Annotated in this window: 11 protein-coding genes and 1 pseudogene; 8 read left to right on the forward strand and 4 right to left on the reverse strand. The window is 73.3% G+C overall.

The genetic code is table 11. From position 1 onward, the window contains the following. Nucleotides 1–286: 286 nt before the first annotated feature. Complete coding sequence (icmB, locus tag M6G08_RS12260; protein ID WP_191884683.1) at nt 287–703, forward strand: coenzyme B12-dependent isobutyryl CoA mutase small subunit; 417 nt, start codon at nt 287–289, stop codon at nt 701–703. A gap of 289 nt (nt 704–992) precedes the next feature. Here icmB and M6G08_RS12265 read toward each other — a convergent pair whose 3' ends face one another. Together M6G08_RS12265 and M6G08_RS12270 are read right to left on the reverse strand one after the other, a co-directional pair. After that, nucleotides 993–2,627, reverse strand: a complete 1,635-nt coding sequence (locus M6G08_RS12265; protein ID WP_272591319.1) for a DUF5691 domain-containing protein — start codon at nt 2,625–2,627, stop codon at nt 993–995. 118 nt (nt 2,628–2,745) lie between these two features. Beyond that, nucleotides 2,746–4,104 (reverse strand): SWIM zinc finger family protein, encoded by a 1,359-nt coding sequence (locus M6G08_RS12270; protein ID WP_272587174.1) that lies wholly within the window; start codon nt 4,102–4,104, stop codon nt 2,746–2,748. A 131-nt stretch (nt 4,105–4,235) separates the two neighbouring features. Here M6G08_RS12270 and M6G08_RS12275 point away from each other — a divergent pair, with 131 nt between their 5' ends. From M6G08_RS12275 to M6G08_RS12290, 4 genes and pseudogenes are all read left to right on the forward strand, one after another. Further along, nucleotides 4,236–5,390 carry an ATP-binding protein gene (locus M6G08_RS12275; protein ID WP_272587175.1) on the forward strand — a complete coding sequence of 385 codons (1,155 nt, stop codon included), beginning with the start codon at nt 4,236–4,238 and terminating at the stop codon, nt 5,388–5,390. Nucleotides 5,391–5,492: 102 nt separating this feature from the next. Then, nucleotides 5,493–7,892, forward strand: a pseudogene (locus tag M6G08_RS12280) (DUF5682 family protein); the annotation flags it as partial. Nucleotides 7,893–8,212: 320 nt separating this feature from the next. After that, nucleotides 8,213–9,382: a VWA domain-containing protein gene (locus M6G08_RS12285; RefSeq protein ID WP_272587176.1), complete on the forward strand. Its 1,170-nt coding sequence runs from the start codon at nt 8,213–8,215 to the stop codon at nt 9,380–9,382. Nucleotides 9,383–9,557: 175 nt separating this feature from the next. Continuing rightward, nucleotides 9,558–10,592, forward strand: a complete 1,035-nt coding sequence (locus tag M6G08_RS12290) for a hypothetical protein (protein ID WP_272587177.1) — start codon at nt 9,558–9,560, stop codon at nt 10,590–10,592. A 204-nt stretch (nt 10,593–10,796) separates the two neighbouring features. Here the strand turns inward: M6G08_RS12290 and M6G08_RS12295 are convergent, their stop codons facing one another. Continuing rightward, on the reverse strand, nt 10,797–11,129 hold the full coding sequence (locus M6G08_RS12295; protein WP_272587178.1) for a hypothetical protein: 333 nt from the start codon (nt 11,127–11,129) through the stop codon (nt 10,797–10,799). A 5-nt stretch (nt 11,130–11,134) separates the two neighbouring features. Between M6G08_RS12295 and M6G08_RS12300 the strand changes: the two genes are divergently transcribed. The 3 genes from M6G08_RS12300 to sucD all read left to right on the forward strand — a co-directional run bounded on the left by M6G08_RS12300 (nt 11,135) and on the right by sucD (nt 14,566). After that, nucleotides 11,135–11,896, forward strand: coding sequence for a hypothetical protein (locus M6G08_RS12300; protein ID WP_272587179.1), 762 nt, complete (start codon nt 11,135–11,137; stop codon nt 11,894–11,896). Nucleotides 11,897–12,471: 575 nt separating this feature from the next. Further along, on the forward strand, nt 12,472–13,653 hold the full coding sequence (gene sucC, locus M6G08_RS12305; RefSeq protein ID WP_217245397.1) for an ADP-forming succinate--CoA ligase subunit beta: 1,182 nt from the start codon (nt 12,472–12,474) through the stop codon (nt 13,651–13,653). Nucleotides 13,654–13,681: 28 nt separating this feature from the next. Continuing rightward, nucleotides 13,682–14,566 (forward strand): succinate--CoA ligase subunit alpha, encoded by an 885-nt coding sequence (gene sucD, locus M6G08_RS12310; RefSeq protein WP_073724911.1) that lies wholly within the window; start codon nt 13,682–13,684, stop codon nt 14,564–14,566. 124 nt (nt 14,567–14,690) lie between these two features. On the opposite strand, the gene M6G08_RS12315 is transcribed toward sucD, so the two are convergent. Then, nucleotides 14,691–16,031: a helix-turn-helix domain-containing protein gene (locus M6G08_RS12315; protein WP_272587180.1), complete on the reverse strand. Its 1,341-nt coding sequence runs from the start codon at nt 16,029–16,031 to the stop codon at nt 14,691–14,693. Nucleotides 16,032–16,124 lie beyond the last annotated feature (93 nt).

A 16,124-nucleotide genomic window follows, 5' to 3' on the forward strand; every position in this document is an offset into this window, starting at 1 on the left:
AGCCCTGTGGTGTCGGTGATACGGCGACGAGGCCGGCTGCTGCCCGGTCCTGCCCTCGCTGCGGCTCTCCGTACGCGTGATGCCGCCGCGCCCTGTGAACGGTGCGCGGCGAACATGTCCCACCGTGTGATTTCCCCCTCTGTATCCACCGCGAAACTGCCGGTTGCGGGATGCTGGCGATAACGTTCGTTCACTTCCCCGGACGACGTGGTGCGGGGTGTCCGCGCCGACGAGATGTGCGGTACTTGTCGGTACGGATGGATGTAGTCGCTTCATGGAGGCAGTGATGGGTGTGGCAGCCGGTCCGATCCGCGTGGTGGTGGCCAAGCCGGGGCTCGACGGCCACGATCGTGGGGCGAAGGTGATCGCGCGGGCACTGCGCGACGCCGGTATGGAGGTCATCTACACCGGGCTCCACCAGACACCCGAACAGATCGTGGACACCGCGATCCAGGAGGACGCCGACGCCATCGGGCTGTCCATCCTCTCCGGCGCCCACAACACGCTCTTCGCCGCCGTGATCGAGCTGCTCAAGGAGCGGGACGCGGCGGACATCCTGGTCTTCGGCGGCGGGATCATCCCGGAGGCGGACATCGCCCCGCTGAAGGAGAAGGGTGTCGCGGAGATCTTCACCCCCGGCGCGACGACGGCGTCGATCGTGGACTGGGTGCGGACGAACGTGCGGGAGCCGGCTGGGGCGTAACCGGGCGGTCCGGCGGTGCGGCCGACGGGTGGCCCGACCGTGTGGCCCGATCGTGTGGTGCGGTCCGCGTGGTGTGGTGGTGCGTGGTGCGGTCCGCGTGGTGCGGTCCGCGTGGTGCGGTCCGCGTGGTGCGGGTCGCGCAATGGTGCCGATGCCGTCCGCTGGAGCGCGCCCGGTTCGGTCGCCGGGTGCCAGGGCCGTGTGATCGCCTGGTCGACGGGGCGCGCGGTGGCCCGATCGGCTTTCGGCGTCGCACGTTTTCACCACCCGCACCGCCGCTACTCCGCCGCTACTCCCCTTCCAGCTCCTCGGTCATCGCCGCACGAAACCGCAGTGTCGTCACGAGTCGTTGGAACGCCTCCGCCCAGTACCCGCCGGCTCCCGGCGACGCGTCCTCCGGTTCGTCGGGTATCGCCAGCAGGCCGTCGAGGCGGCCCGCCTCCGCGGGGTCGAGGCAGCGTTCGGCCAGACCCATGACACCGCTGAAGCTCCAGGGGTAGCTGCCCGCGTCCCGGGCGATGTTGAGCGCGTCGACCACCGCACGTCCGAGCGGCGGGGACCACGGCACCGCGCACATCCCGAGCAGCTGGAAGGCCTCCGACAGGCCGTGTGTCGCGATGAACCCGGCGACCCACTCGGCTCGTTCGCCGGCCTGCAGCGTGCCGAGGAGTTTGGCCCGCTCGGCCAGTGACACCGCACCCGGACCCCCGGCCTCGGGCGCCGTGGGCGCGCCCAGCAACGCCCTCGCCCACGCCCCGTTCCGCTGCCGTACCGCGGCCCGGCACCACGCCGCCTGCAGATCACCCTGCCAGTCGTCCGCCACCGGCAGGGCGACGATCTCCTCGGGGGTACGTCCGCCGAGCCGGGCCGGCCATGTCCCGAGCGGCGCCGCTTCCACCAACTGACCGAACCACCAGGACCGTTCCCCCCGTCCCGAAGGCGGCTTGGGAATGACGCCGTCCCGTTCCATGGCCGCGTCGCACTCGTACGGAGCCTCGACGGCGATCGCCGGTGGGTCCAGGGAACGGTCGAGGGACACGCACGTCGCCGCGCGCGCCGCCATGCGCGCGGCGAGCGCCGACTCGGGCAGCGCCGACAGCAGCTCCGCCGCAGTCGCCCGCACATTGCGGCTGCGGTCGGCCAGCGCCTGCTCGAGGAACGGCTCGTCCGCTGCCTCCAGCCCCGTCCGCAGCGAGTCGAGGAACATCAGCCGGTCCTCGGCCCGCTCCGTCGTCCACGTCGAGGCCAGCAGCGCTCGGGCCGCCACGGGATCGCGGGCGCGCAGGGACGCCAGCAGGGTCACCCGCTCGGCGAAAAGACCCTCCTCCCACAGCCGCCGGGTCCGCTCCATGGACTCCGGGCCGGGCAGCGCGGTGCCGCCCCCCGGCGTCGCCCGCAGCGCGAACCGCCAGTCCGGATTCAGCCGGGCCAGCCACAGGGCGCGGGACCCCGCGAACGCCAGTGCCGCCGGACGCAGATCCGTGCGTCCCCGTGCCGCGTCCAGCAGCGCCGGGACCGACTGGGGCGGTGCAGCGAAACCCCGGGCGTTCGCCGCCGCCAGCCACTGGGGGAGCAGCTCCATCAGGTCGGGCGCGGTGCCTCGACGGCCGCCGCCCGCCGTGCCCGGCCGGTCGGTGAGCAGCATCGTGAGCCGCTGGGCCGCGGCGGCCGGCAGGGGCGGGCGAGGGTCCTGCGGAGCCGGTTCCGGCCGCCCGGCCGCGGGGACCGGGCACAGTCCGGCACGCCTTCGGACGGTTTCGGCGGCGGCCGCGTCCAGCAGCTCCGCCGGCGCACGCACCCCGGACGCGCAGCCGCGGGGGGTACGCCGGTTCGTACCGAGCAGCGCCGCGGTGACCAGGTCCTCCCAGAGGCTGGGTGCTGGTGCTGGTGCTGGTGCTGGTGCTGGTGCTTGGGCGGGGCTCATGGCGGTTGTGGGCGCGGAGGCGGGTGCTTGCACGGGCGTGTCCGCGTCCGCGCTCGCGGGCGTCCTGTTCATGCGGTTCCCTTCCGGTTCCGTGGTGAGTCGGGACAGCGGGGGTGGGTCAGTACAGCGGCACCGCACTGCCCGGCCCGTCCGGCCAGGCGGTCAGCGGAGTGAAACCCCGGTGACCGCACTCGCCGAACACCGTCACGGGCGCGCCGCCGGCCAGGGCGACGAGGCGCCACAACCCCGTGCGGCTGCCGACGGCCGGAGTGAGTGGCAGCGCCGTGTCCTCGGCGGCGTCCGCCAGTTGCCAGGAGTCGCCGTCCGGCACCGGAACGACACGCTCCAGCGTCACCGGTACCGACTCCAGCCACGGATCGTCACGGAGGGCCCTGCCGTAATGGGCCACCGCCTGGGATGCCGTGACGCCTCTCGGACGTGTCTCGCAGGGTGCGGGCGGCGCGAACTGTTCGCCCAGGGCGGCCCGCTGCCGGACGGCGCCCGGATACGCGGACAACTCCGCGTCCAGGCTCAGCCCCACGGGCAGCGTCAGCTCCGGGGCCCGGCCCGCGGCGCCGTAGGAGAGGAGCAGGGCGACGCGGTCCGTCCGCGTGCCGTAGAGCCAGACGCGACGGGTCGTCAGCCGGGCATCGGCGGTGTCGTACTGGGCGAGGACCAGCCAGTGGTCCCGCACCGGAGGTCCGTCCGCGGCCGACGGCAGACCGACGCGGGTGCGGACCGTCGCCGCGAGATCCTCCGGCAGCCGGTCGCGCCGCAGCCAGCCCTGGCCGAGGAGGTGGAGCAGGGCGCACTCCTCCAGCAGCCGGACCGGCCAGCCGGGGCCGCCGGACGACGGTATCGACCCCAGCTCACGCACGCGCGAGGCGAGGCCGGGCGCCTGGGCGTCGACCATGCGGGCCGCCGTCTCCTCCCACAGCCCGTACCCCGCCCGTTCCGCTTCGGCCAGGCCACCGCGCAGCACGTCCGCCAGGCGTTGCTCCAATTCCGTCGCGCCCGCGGTGACCCGCTCGGCCCGCTGTGCGACGCGGCGCCGCGCGGCCGTCGGATCACCGGGCCCAGTGGCGGACCCGGGCGGTCCCGAGGCCGTCCTCTGCGCCGCGCGCGTGCGTCGCCCGGACACCCACTGCTCCGCCCAGCCCGGCGGCTCGCCCGCCGGGACCGCGTCCTCTCCGCCCGCCCAGAGCAGCAACAGCCCGAGCGCGTGCTTGCACGGGACCTTGTTGCTCGGGCAACCGCACGTGTACGCGGGCCCGGACACGTCCGCGATGTCGACGACCGTCCGATACGGCCGGCCGCCGCTGCCCTGGCACAGCCCCCACACCACCCCTTCCCCGGAGCTCCCCGTCTCCGACCACGGGCCGACTGTGGCGAGTCGGCCGCCTGCTCTGCGTGACGCCGCGTCAGGTGCCAGTGCCAGCACCTGGTCCGCGGTCCAGCGCACCCCCTGCTGAGTCATGCCATCGAAGGTAGATCCCACCACTGACAATCGGCTCCGAGCGTGCATTTCCGCAGGTCAGAGCGATTGTCAGTGGCGTGGTGCACCGTGGATGACAGATCGAACCGGCCGAGCTGGAGGGGGAAACAGCCATGCCTGTGTCCGTAGCACCGACATCCGAGGCACCGACGTCCGTCGACCCGAGCCGGGACGGCGCCGCACCGGGCGCGGAGGCCTTGCGGCCGCACGCCGAGAACGAGTTCGCGGCCGAACTCGACGCGCTGGCGGCGCAGGACGACCGCCCGCGCCCGCCCCGATGGAAGCTGTCGCCGTGGGCGGTCGCCACCTACCTGCTCGGCGGCACCCTGCCCGACGGCACGGAGATCTCGCCGAAGTATGTAGGCCCGCGCCGCATCGTCGAGGTGGCCGTCAGCACGCTCGCCACCGACCGCGCCCTGCTCCTGCTCGGCGTGCCCGGCACGGCGAAGACCTGGCTGTCCGAGCATCTCGCCGCGGCCGTCAGCGGCGACTCGACCCTGCTGGTGCAGGGCACGGCCGGCACTCCCGAGGAGGCCATCCGCTACGGCTGGAACTACGCGCGGCTCCTCGCCCACGGCCCCAGCCGCGACGCCCTCGTGCCCAGTCCCGTCATGCGTGCCATGGCGGACGGCATGACCGCCCGGGTGGAGGAACTGACCCGCATTCCGGCCGATGTGCAGGACACCCTCATCACCATCCTGTCGGAGAAGAACCTGCCGATACCGGAGCTGGGTCAGGAGGTCCAAGCGGTCCGCGGATTCAACCTGATCGCCACCGCCAACGACCGGGACCGCGGGGTCAACGACCTGTCCAGCGCCCTGCGCCGGCGTTTCAACACCGTGGTGCTGCCGCTGCCCGGGACCGCCGAGGCCGAGGTCCAGATCGTCTCGCGCCGCGTCGACCAGATCGGCCGCTCGCTCGACCTGCCGACGGCGCCGGACGGCGTCGACGAGATCCGTCGTGTCGTCACCGTCTTCCGTGAGCTGCGCGACGGTCTGACGGGCGACGGGCGCACGAAGGTGAAGTCGCCCAGCGGCACGTTGTCCACGGCCGAGGCCATCTCCGTCGTCACCAACGGTCTGGCACTGGCGGCCCACTTCGGCGACGGGGTGCTCCGGCCCGGTGACGTCGCCGCGGGCATCCTGGGCGCCGTCGTCCGTGACCCCGCCGCCGACCGTGTCGTCTGGCAGGAGTATCTGGAGACGGTCGTCCGGGAGCGAGACGGGTGGAAGGACTTCTACCGGGCGTGCCGGGAGGTGAGCGCGTGAGCGGCACGCGGACGTGGGCGCCACCGCGGACGGGCACTCCGGCGCCCGGCGCCGCGGCGGACGACAAGGACTCGTCCTGGTCCCGTAGGCGAGGGGGACGGTGTGGAGGGAGCTGAGAGCACCAGGGGCGGCCGGCCAGGTGGGAACGGGCGCGGCAGCGCCGGGAGCGGCGGGGACGACGGGAGCGCGGGGACGGGCAGCGGGCCGCTGCTGCTGGGCGTACGCCATCACGGGCCGGGGTCGGCGCGGGCGGTCCGGGCGGCGTTGGAGGCGGCCCGGCCGGGGATCGTGCTGATCGAAGGGCCGCCCGAGGCCGACGCCCTGATCCCGCTGGCCGCGGACGAGGACATGCGACCCCCGGTCGCGCTCCTCGCCCACGCCGTGGACGAACCGGGGCGCTCGGCGTTCTGGCCGCTGGCCGGGTTCTCCCCCGAGTGGGTGGCCGTCCGCTGGGCCCTGGAGCACGCCGTACCGGCCCGATTCATCGACCTTCCGGCAACGCACACGCTGGCGTGGCGGGCGTCCGAGGACGGGGAGGACGGGTCCCCAGGGCCCGAGGGGGACGAGTCGGGAGCTGCCCACCCGGGGCTCCGGGGCGATCCGCTCGCCGTGCTGGCCGAGGCCGCGGGCTACGACGATCCCGAGCTCTGGTGGGAGGACGCCGTCGAGCACCGTTACGCGGGCGAAGGGGGCGTGCTCGCCCCGTTCACGGCGCTGGAGGAGGCCATGACGGCGCTGCGGGAGACCGAGGAGGGCGAAGGGCACGGCCGAGAGCCGGTGCGGGAGGCGTACATGCGGCTCCAGGTACGGGCGGCGCAGCGAGAGTTCGGCCGGGGCGTCGCCGTGGTGTGCGGTGCCTGGCACGTGCCCGCGCTCCGGCGCAAGGTCGCCGTCGGCGCCGACCGGGCACTGCTGAAGGGGCTGCCCAGGACCAAGGTGGACATGACCTGGGTGCCCTGGACCCACCGCAGGCTGTCCCGGGCCAGTGGGTACGGGGCCGGTGTCGAGTCGCCGGGCTGGTACGGGCACTTGTTCGACGCGCCGGACCGGCCCGTGGAGCGGTGGCTGACCAAGGTGGCCGGGCTGCTGCGGGCGGAGGACCGGCTCGTGTCCTCGGCGCACGTCATCGAGGCGGTGCGGCTGGCCGAGACCCTCGCCGTGCTGCGTGGCCGCCCGCTGCCCGGGCTGAGCGAGACGACGGAGGCCGTACGGGCGGTGATGTGCGAGGGCTCGGACGTGCCCCTGACGCTGGTCCACGACCGGCTTGTCGTCGGTGACGTGCTGGGCGAGGTGCCCGAGGCGGCGCCCGCGGTGCCGCTGCAACGTGACCTGGCCCGGCTGCAGCGACGGCTGCGGCTGAAGCCGGAGGCCCCGGAGCGGGAGCTGGAGCTCGACCTGCGCAAGGAGACCGACGCGGGGCGCAGCAGACTGCTGCACCGGCTGCGGCTGCTCGGCATCGGCTGGGGGGAGCCGGCCTCCTCGCGGGGCAGCACGGGCACGTTCCGGGAGACGTGGCGGCTGCGGTGGGAGCCGGAGTTGTCGGTGCGGGTCGCCGAGGCCGGCGTGTGGGGCACCACCGTGCCGGCCGCCGCGACCGCCAAGGCGGAGGCGGACGCCGTCACCGCGCAGACCCTCGCCGAGGTCACCACGCTCGCCGAACACTGTCTGCTCGCCGAACTACCGGACGCGCTGGGACCGGTGATGCGGATACTCGCCGACCGCGCGGCGCTCGACACGGACGTCGATCACCTCGCCCAGGCCCTGCCGGCCCTCGTCCGTTCACTGCGCTACGGCGATGTGCGCGGCACCGGCACCGGCGCGTTGGCCGAGGTCGCCGCGGGCCTGGCGGAGCGGATCTTCGTGGGCTTGCCACCGGCCTGCGCCGGGCTGGACGCCGACGCGGCGCAGGAGATGTGCCGTCACGTGGACGCCGTGCACGGCGCGGTGGAGCTGCTCGGCGACGCCGCGGCGCCCGGCGACGGCGACCTGAGAGTCCGCTGGCGGGCCGTGCTGTACGCCCTGTCCGGCCGGGACACCGTGCCCGGTGTCGTCCGAGGACGGGCCGTTCGACTCCTGCTGGACGGCGGCGGTCTCGCGCCGGTCGAAGCGGCGCGGCTCATGGGCCTGGTGCTGTCCCCGGGGACCCGGCCGGCGGACGCCGCGGCGTGGATCGAGGGCTTCTTCGGCGGCGGCTCGGGCGGCGGCATGCTGCTCCTCCACGACGAACGGTTGCTCGCACTGGTCGACGGGTGGCTGACCGGGGTACCGGCGGAGGCGTTCACGGACGTACTGCCGCTGTTGCGGCGCACCTTCTCGGCGTACGAGCCGGGAGTCCGCCGCGGCATCGGCGAGCTGGTCCGACGCGGCCCGGAAGTTCGAGTGGGGGTGACGGCGGCTGATGGCGGCGCACCAGGTTTCGCCACCGGTCTCGACACCGGGCGGGCCGACGCCGTGCTGCCGGTGGTCAGGCTGCTGCTCGGCATCGAGGGGGAGGGGGAGGCGGTGGGGGAGGCGGACCCGGAGGGCGATGCCCGTCCGACGGGCCCGGTGGATCGAGCCGTCCCGACGGACCCGGCGCGCCCGGCAGACCTGGCGGAGAGCGCAGGCCTGCGGGGCGCGGTGGACCGGACGGCCCGGACGGAACCAGCGGATCGAGTGGATCCGTCCAGCCCGGTGAGCGCAGCGGATCGGGCGGACTCAGCAGGCCCGGCGGACTCAGCGGGGCCGGCGGACTCAGCGGGGCCGGCGGACTCAGCTGATCGGGTGGGCACGAGTGCCGTTCCCGTGGGCTGCGCCGTCAAGGAGTCGGTGGAGGTGGACGCATGACGACCGAGCCGGTGGATGCCGAGGCGGTACAGGAGCGGCTGCGGCGGTGGCGGCTCGTGCTCGGCGGTGACCACGCCGACGGCACCGGCCACCCGCTCTCCGGGCCGGACGCCGCGATGGACGGGGCACTCACCGCGCTCTACGGGAAGGGGGCGCAACCACGTACGGGGCGCGACCGTTCCGGGGGACTGGGATCCTCCGCGCCGGCCGTGGCACGCTGGCTCGGGGACATACGGACCTACTTCCCTTCCTCCGTCGTCCAGGTCATGCAGCGGGACGCCGTCGACCGGCTAGGCCTCGCCACACTCCTGCTGGAGCCGGAGATGCTCGAGGCCGTGCAGGCCGACGTGCACCTCGTCGGCACCCTGCTGTCCCTCAACCAGGCGATGCCGGAGACGACTAAGGAGACGGCGCGTGCCGTCGTCCGCAAGGTCGTCGAGGACTTGGAGAAGCGGCTCGCCGGCCGGACCCGGACCGCCCTCACCGGAGCCCTCGACCGCAGTGCGCGCGTCAGCCGGCCCCGCCACCACGACGTCGACTGGAACCGCACGATCGCGGCCAACCTCAAGCACTACCTCCCCGAGTACCGGACGGTCGTGCCGGAGCGGCTCGTCGGCTACGGTCGCGCGTCCCGCTCAGTGAAGAAGGAGGTCATCCTCTGCGTCGACCAGTCGGGGTCGATGGCGGCGTCCGTCGTCTACGCCTCCGTGTTCGGGGCGGTGCTCGCGTCCATGCGGTCGATCGGCACGAGGCTCGTGGTCTTCGACACGGCCGTGGCCGACCTCACCGAACAGCTCGACGACCCGGTCGACGTGCTGTTCGGCACCCGGCTCGGCGGCGGCACGGACATCAACCGTGCGCTGGCCTACTGCCAGTCGCACATCACCCGGCCCGCGGAGACGGTGGTCGTGCTGATCAGCGACCTCTACGAGGGAGGCATACGGCACGAGATGCTCAAGCGGGTCGCGGCGATGAAGGCGGCCGGCGTGCAGTTCGTGACGCTGCTGGCGCTGTCGGACGAGGGGGCACCCGCGTACGACCGGGAGCACGCGGCGGCACTCGCCGAGCTGGGCGCACCGGCCTTCGCCTGCACACCCGATCTCTTCCCGGAGGTGATGGCCGCGGCCATCGAGAAGCGGGCGTTGCCGATACCGGATACCGGGTGACGATTTGTCGACCCGGGTGGCCCGATTCCTTCCGTCAAAGCGGACATGACTGGCCATCGGCGGGGCCAGGCTTGCGTGACCTACGGAGTCACGTGCGAGGATCGCGCGTCGTATCGACAGTTCGTGTGAATACGACACGTGAACCGTTCCGCCGCACGGGAGGAATCTCCCCCTCTTGATCTGGTCAGCAGTTCTGCCCGAGGTCGCTTGGCGCATGATGCGCACGGCGGCCGGGCGGCGTGCGCTGCACGTGGCGCTGCTGGTGGGCGGGTTGTTCGTGCTGGGGGTGCTCTGCGGGGAGCGGGCTGAGGCCGCCGAGGGCGTTCCGTCGCCGAGGGGCGTCACCGGTCAGGTTGTCGACGTGTCCCAGCAGCGCCCGAGTGAGGAACCGGCCGCACGGGAACCAGTCGTCCCGGAGGGCCTCCGGAGCAGCCAGGACTCTCCGACCGGCCGGGCGCACGAGGTGGCCGTACCCGGCCTCGGTCTTCGTCACGTGACCGAGGATGTCGTCCGGCCCGTGGAGGACCGGGTCGTGCGGCCGGTCGTCGACGTGGTGCAGACGGTGGCGGACGGGATCGGAGCGGCCGCGCAGGCGGAGGCTCCTCCGTTGGAGAGCCTGACCGCCGCGCCCGGTCTGACCGCCGCGTCCGGTCTGACCGCCGCACCCGGTCTGACCGCTCCGCCCGGTCTGACCGACCTGACCATCCCGCCCGGTCTGACCGACCTGCCCGGTCGGGTGGTGCCCGCCGACCCGCTCCCGCGGCCCCTGCCGTCGATCACGCAACCGGCCGCCTCCCACACGGTCGGAGCCGAGGAGGACGCCGCGGACCAGGCGGCAGCCGCCTCGGACCCCCGGTCCACCGAAGGAACCGCGGGCCCGTCGGCCGCCGCCTCCGGACCGCGGCCCGGCACGTCCGCCGCCCCGTCCGCGGCGCACGCCGCCACCGACCGCACGGTGGCGGCGTCCCCCGCGACCACTCAGAGCCCCGCCCCCGCCCCCGCCCCCGCCCGCCAGTCGCCCACCGGTGATCCGGACGGCACGCTGGGCGCCGGGGCCGGTGCCGACCACGGCACGCCCCGCCACGGTGACGCGCACGCGGTCACTCCGCATCACCGGGTCCCGATCCGGCTCCTGCCTGGCGCCCTCGCGAGCGCCGACGCTGCCGGGACATGGGACCGGCACCGGGACATTCCGGTCTCTCCCGCCTAGCGGCGGAACCTTCCCTCGCCGCAGACCCGCCGCGCGGGGCGGAGAGGTCTGCCCGCCGCCCGGACGCCGTCGGCCGCTGCCCCGAGCCGCTCGCCCTGGTCCGCCCTCAGTGGCCGACCGCAGCGGCGCGACACCGGCCAGACATCAGCCATCCGGCATCAGTCATCCGGCATCAGTCATCCGGCATCCGGAAATGTCCCAAGCTCAGCTTTTCGAAGGACCTGACACACCCATGAACATGAACATCCGCCGCTCCATCGTCATCACCGCAGGCGTCACCGGCGCCTGGGCCCTCGGCTCCGCCGTCGCCAGTGCCGGCGAACTGCCCGCCGCCTCCGTGTCCGTCCCCGACGCCGTGACGGACACGGCGACCGAGGCCGGCCCGGCGACCGGCACCGTCACCGACGCCCCCTCCACGTCGGACGCCGTCACGTCCGCGTCGGACGCCGTCACGTCCGCGTCGGACACCGTCACGTCCGCGTCGGACACCGTCCCGGCCCCCGCCGCCGTGACGCCCTCTGTCGCGACCCACGTCACGCCCCGTGCCGGACGCGGACGAGGCGACCGCCGACGTCGACTACCTCTTCGGCCCCCTCTCTGCCTTCGCCCCGGAACTCGAGCAGGCACCGGCCGCCGCCCGGGAGACGGCCGGCACGGTCACCCCGCCGGTCGCCGAGCAGGCGGTGAGCGGTGCCGTGCCGGTCGCCGAGGGGATCGTCGGCGACGTGCGGCCATACCTCACCGGGCTGGCCGGTGAGGCCACCGGCGACACCAGGGACGCCGTCCTGCCGCCGGTCGCGAACACCGTCGTGGACGGTGCCGTGCCCGTCGCCGGGCAGACCGTCCGGGACGCCGGTGGGCTGACCGACGGCGTCGTGGGCGACATACGCCCGTTCGCGGACGGTGTCGCCGGGACCGTGCCGCCCCTGGCCCAGGGCGTGACCGGGCACGCGGAGTCATTCGCCGGCGGCGTCGAGGGCGCCGTGCGCCCGGTCGTCCACACCGTCGCGGCCACGGTGTCGGACGCCGTGGCCGAAACCGTGCGTCCGGTCGCCGGGGGCGTCGGCGAGAGCGCCGCGACGCTGGCGTACGGCGTCGCCGGCGAGGCGGTCCCCTTCGCGCACGACGTCACGGGACAGGTCGCCCCCTTCACGCAGGACCTGACCAGCACCGTCCAGGGCACCCCGTTGGCGGGCAACGCCGTCACCGGCGCGCAGAACGTCGCCGAGTCGGTCACCCCGGACTACGCCCAGGACCTCCGGGGCGGCGCCTACGGCGCGCTCGGCAACCCCTACGGGGTCTGACGGTCGCCCGCCGCCCCAGGAACAGGCCTGAAATCCGTCCACCGGGACATCGGACGGGTCGGACGGACGTCAGGTGACCAACGGGCTTCGCGGAGCGCGCGGCCCGGACGGTCCGGCCGAAAGCCGTCGGCCCCCGTCCGGCCGTAGCTCCGCGGACCGGGCCGGCGGTCCCCATTGGGGTGGGGATCGGCCGCCCGCACCCCGGACGGTCGCACCCCGCGGCCCTCCGGGGCGTTCCACGGGCCTCACCGGGTCAACCCCAGCCCGGTGAGGCCCTTCCCTGCGTTTCCGGCCCTGCGTTTCCCATCCCTGCGTTTCCCGCCCCTGCGTCTTTGGCCCCTCACACCAGGCACCCCGTGCCAGTGAGCGCGGCATCATGTGACAGGCATCACCGCTCAGGTGTGACCCACGATTTAGAGACCCCCCGCAAGCGGCGATAACCTGCGAGACGGACATGCCGCGCGCTCGGACACCGTGTGCGCCTCCCTTGTGACTCACAGCGGACGTCACGTTGCCCTTCGCGGCACGCCCACGCATCCAACGAACCGCGAGATCACTGATAGGGACGGAAGCGCGTGGACCTGTTCGAGTACCAGGCGAGGGACCTCTTCGCCAAGCACGATGTACCGGTGCTGGCCGGTGAAGTCATCGACACGCCTGAGGCGGCGCGCGCGATCACCGAGGGTCTGGGCGGCAAGTCCGTCGTCAAGGCTCAGGTGAAGGTCGGTGGCCGCGGCAAGGCCGGCGGCGTGAAGCTCGCCGCCTCCGCGGACGAGGCCGTCGCCCGCGCGACGGACATCCTCGGCATGGACATCAAGGGCCACACGGTCCACAAGGTGATGATCGCCGAGACCGCCCCCGAGATCGTCGAGGAGTACTACGTCTCCTTCCTCCTCGACCGTGCCAACCGCACCTTCCTCTCCATCGCCTCCGTCGAGGGCGGCGTGGAGATCGAGGAGGTGGCGGCCACCCGTCCGGAGGCCGTCGCCAAGACGCCGATCGACGCGATCGACGGCGTGACGCCCGAGAAGGCGCGCGAGATCGTCGAGGCCGCGAAGTTCCCGGCCGAGGTCGCCGACAAGGTCGCCGACATCCTGGTCAAGCTGTGGGACACCTTCATCAAGGAGGACGCCCTCCTGGTCGAGGTCAACCCGCTGGCCAAGGTCGTCTCCGGCGACGTCATCGCCCTCGACGGCAAGGTGTCGCTCGACGACAACGCCGAGTTCCGCCACCCGGACTTCGAGGAGCTCCACGACAAGGCCGCCGCCAACCCGCTCGAGGCGGCTGCCAAGGAGAAGAACCTCAACTACGTCAAGCTCGACGGCGAGGTCGGCATCATCGGCAACGGCGCGGGTCTCGTCATGAGCACCCTGGACGTCGTCGCGTACGCCGGTGAGAAGCACGGCAACGTCAAGCCCGCCAACTTCCTGGACATCGGTGGCGGCGCCTCCGCCCAGGTCATGGCGAACGGCCTGGAGATCATCCTCGGTGACCCGGACGTCCGCTCCGTGTTCGTCAACGTCTTCGGCGGCATCACCGCCTGCGACGAGGTCGCCAACGGCATCGTCCAGGCGCTGAAGCTCCTCGAGGACCGCGGCGAGAAGGTCGAGAAGCCGCTCGTCGTCCGCCTCGACGGCAACAACGCCGAGCTGGGCCGCAAGATCCTCACCGACGCCAACCACCCGCTGGTCCAGCGCGTCGACACCATGGACGGCGCGGCCGACAAGGCCGCCGAGCTGGCCCACGCCGCCAAGTAAGCACTCAGGACGAGGACACCAACACACCATGGCTATCTGGCTCAACAAGGACAGCAAGGTCATCGTCCAGGGCATGACCGGCGCCACCGGCATGAAGCACACCAAGCTCATGCTCGGCGACGGCACCAACGTCGTGGGCGGCGTGAACCCGCGCAAGGCGGGTCAGTCCGTGGACTTCGACGGCAACGAGGTACCGGTCTTCGGCACCGTCAAGGAGGCCATCGAGAAGACCGGCGCCAACGTCTCCGTCATCTTCGTGCCGGAGAAGTTCACCAAGGACGCCGTCGTCGAGGCCATCGACGCCGAGATCCCGCTGGCCGTCGTGATCACCGAGGGCATCGCCGTGCACGACTCGGCCGCCTTCTGGGCGTACGCGGGCAAGAAGGGCAACAAGACCCGCATCATCGGCCCGAACTGCCCCGGCATCATCACCCCGGGCCAGTCCAACGTCGGCATCATCCCGGGCGACATCACCAAGCCGGGCCGCATCGGCCTGGTCTCGAAGTCCGGCACGCTGACGTACCAGATGATGTACGAGCTGCGTGACATCGGCTTCTCGACCGCCGTCGGCATCGGTGGCGACCCGATCATCGGCACCACGCACATCGACGCGCTCGCCGCGTTCGAGGCCGACCCCGAGACCGACCTGATCGTCATGATCGGCGAGATCGGCGGCGACGCCGAGGAGCGCGCGGCCGACTTCATCAAGGCCAACGTGACCAAGCCGGTCGTCGGCTACGTCGCCGGCTTCACCGCGCCCGAGGGCAAGACCATGGGTCACGCCGGCGCCATCGTCTCCGGTTCGTCCGGCACCGCCCAGGCGAAGAAGGAGGCCCTCGAGGCCGCCGGCGTCAAGGTCGGCAAGACGCCGACCGAGACGGCGAAGCTCGCCCGGGAGATCCTGGCCGGCTGAGCGCCTTCCACGCCGCGGCGCACGGCGCACGCACCACACCGAGTGGGCCCGCCCTCGTCAGAGGGCGGGCCCACTCGGCGCAAGTCATCCGACCCGTCATCCGATCCGTCATTCGACCGGATTGTCATTCGATCCGGGGCGTCAGCCGTTCCGGGCCGTCCTGCAACTGGTCCCGCAGCTTCTGCCGCAGCTCCAGCTGCTCGTCCGACAGCGATCCCGGCGCGACCCTGGGCGGCACCCCGCGCACCGTCTCCCCGGGGGACACGGGCGGTTCGTAATGCGTGGGCGCGGTACGCAGGGTCAGGGCCGTGGTCCCGATGAGGGCGACCGTGAAGGCGATCGCGGCCCGGGTCAGGAAACGTGCCCGGCGTTCGCTGCCCGTGCGCACCGCCGTCGGTTCGGCCGCCCGCAGCCGTTCGGCCGACGCCAGCTCGGCCAGTCGCCGGTGCAGCACCTGCGGGTCGGCCAGCTCGGGCAGCCGGCCGGCGAGGGTCTCGCGGGCCCGCATCAGCCGGTTGGCCGCCGCCGGGGTGCTCGCCTCCGTCTCCGCCGCGGTCTCGGGCAGGCCCAGACCCACGCCGTCGTAGAGCAGGAGCGTGCGGCGGTGCGGCGGTGGGAGCCTGAGCAGGGTGTTCAGCAGAGTGCGGTCGCCGGGGTCGGCGGGGGGCGGTTCCGGGTGCCGGTGGCGCAGCCGGAACCGCTGCCAGGGCGAGAGCGCGTACTCGTACGCCGACGCCCGCACCCAGCCCACCGGGTCGCGGTCGCGGGCCACCTCGGGCCAGTGCTCCCAGGCGACCTGGAAGGCCCGCTCCACCGACTCGCGCGCCAGTTCGCGCCGGCCGGTCAGCAGGTAGGTCTGTCGCACCAGGGACGGGGCGCTGAACTGGTACAGGGTGTCGAAGGCCTGAGCGGGGGTCAGCTCGTCCGGGCCGGGGCGTGCCGCCCCGGGCATCGGCTCCGAGTGGGGTTCCGTTTCCGGGCCGCGGTCCGGCTGTTCCTGCTGACCTTGCTCTTCCAGCGGCTTCGCGGGGAGTACGAGGCTGTCGACGGCCCCCTGGGCGGGCTTGCTCCGGGTGCCCTCCCGAGCGGGCTCCTGGGTGACCTCCTGGGCCGGACTCTGCGCCCCGGCTCCCACGGCCACGACGACGGGCACCGGTGACCGTTCCGCTTCGGGCTCCGGTTTCGGCTCCGCCCTCGGCTCCGGCTCCGGCCTCGGCTCCGGCTCCGGCGTGAGCGTCGGCTTCGCCCGCCGGGCCGCCGCCTCCTCGGCCAGGGTGCTCAGCAGCTGGGCGTACACCTCCCGTTTGCGGCCGCGCGGAGTGGTGCGGCCGGACTCCCACGCACGGACCGTCTCGCGGGCGACCCCCACCCGCGCCGCGAGCTGAGCCTGCGTCAGCGCGGCGGACTCGCGCAGGCGTCGGCGTGCCTTGGGGGGAGGGAGCGGGGTCGCGGGGCTCCGGGTCACAGGGCGCCCCTTCGTACGAAAAAGTACATAAACATATATTGGGCGACACAGCGGGGCTTCGCCTGTTACGCCGGGAAAGCGCGTGTCGTTGGG

This window comes from Streptomyces sp. M92, from assembly GCF_028473745.1.
In the GTDB taxonomy this organism is placed as follows: Bacteria; Actinomycetota; Actinomycetes; order Streptomycetales; family Streptomycetaceae; genus Streptomyces.